The organism is Paenibacillus tritici (genome assembly GCF_013204885.1).
Classification (GTDB): Bacteria; Bacillota; Bacilli; order Paenibacillales; family Paenibacillaceae; genus Paenibacillus_AQ; species Paenibacillus_AQ tritici.
Genome location: NZ_JABMKX010000046.1, coordinates 1 through 571 on the forward strand (window position 1 = coordinate 1; position 571 = coordinate 571).

Consider the following 571-nt stretch of genomic DNA (forward strand, 5'->3'; position numbering starts at 1 on the left):
ACGCCTATCTGGAAAAGAAAGAGATACAGGCGGTGGTGAAGTACAGCAGCTACCACAAGGAAAAGACTAAAGCCTGGAAAGCGAATGTTGGTAAAATCGAAAACTGGACATACGATACAGCTGAGGATCACTGGACGTGCCCAGCTGGGAACAGGCTGCATTTCCACAGGGAAAGCAAGGAGACCCTAGAGAGTGGCTATGAAATTCGCAGACGGCATTACCGAAGCAGCTCCTGTGAAGGCTGCCCTCTAAAGGAGCGCTGTACGAAAGCGGCAGGAAATCGGGAGGTGGTCGTCAGTCTGGAACGGCTGCGATACCAGAACCAGGCACGGGAAATTCTACGGAGTGAAGAGGGCTACGCCTTAGCGGTACGCCGAATGACGGAGCCGGAAAGTGTATTCGGACAACTGAAGAACAACCGGGGGTTCCGGCGATTTCTGCTTCGCGGCGTGGAGAAAGTGACGCTTGAGGTCGGATGGCTTTCCCTTGCTCATAATCTGCTGAAGCAAGCCGCCAATGACCAAAAACGCAGAGCAGCGATCCTCCAATAACGGGAGAATCGCTGCTCTGC

1 protein-coding gene is annotated in these 571 nt (G+C 53.6%); it reads left to right on the forward strand.

Annotated elements, in window-relative coordinates:
- Window positions 1-551, forward strand: a 551-nt coding sequence (locus tag HQN87_RS31975; RefSeq protein ID WP_173141381.1) for a transposase, incomplete at its 5' end; no start/stop codon positions are given.
- Window positions 552-571 lie beyond the last annotated feature (20 nt).